The sequence below is a fragment of the Myxococcus vastator genome, assembly GCF_010894475.1.
GTDB lineage: Bacteria > Myxococcota > Myxococcia > Myxococcales > Myxococcaceae > Myxococcus > Myxococcus vastator.
The window spans coordinates 1-569 of sequence record NZ_JAAIYB010000953.1 but is presented as its reverse complement, the minus strand read 5'-3'; the positions used below and the strand labels follow the sequence as shown (position 1 = coordinate 569).

The following is a 569-nucleotide window of genomic DNA, read 5'->3' as shown; positions in this document are numbered from 1 at the left end:
CCACCGCCGAGCCGGTGGCCCCCACCACCGCGCCACCCGCGCGCAGCGCGGTGCCGATGATGGACGACAGCAGCATGCCCAGCAAGGCGGTGCCCACCAACGTCGTCAGGCCCCACATCACCGCGCCGTGCAGCGCGCCGCCGAGCTTGTCCAGCCGGCCCGCCGTGCGCGCGGCGACGAAGCCGCCGCAGAAGAGGGCGATGAGCGGCGCGATGGCGCCCCAGATGCCGGTGCCGATGCCCGCCGCCCGGGCGCTGCTCGGGTCATTGGGGTCCACCGACGACAGCCCGAGCGCCAGCCCGAGCGAGTTCAGCAGAAGCCACAAGGCCAGGGCGACGAAGGCGCCGCCGAAGATGGCGCCCCAGCTCAACTTGTAGGGGTTGCCCGCGACGGCGGAGATGTCGCCGGGCGCTTGGTTCTCGACGATGGCTGCCATGGTGCTGCCCCTCCTGATGCCTGAGAGCGCCCCGAACAAAGAAGGCGCTCATGTCCGCGGCAAACATGGGCATGGGGCAGTGGACGCACGATTCCGCCATCTTCGGATGCCTCTTCGTGGGGGAGGGCGGGGC

Annotated in this window: 1 pseudogene; it reads right to left on the bottom strand. The window is 71.7% G+C overall.

The features are described from left to right. Nucleotides 1–436, bottom strand: a pseudogene (locus G4D87_RS38520) (hypothetical protein); the annotation flags it as partial. Nucleotides 437–569: the final 133 nt, after the last annotated feature.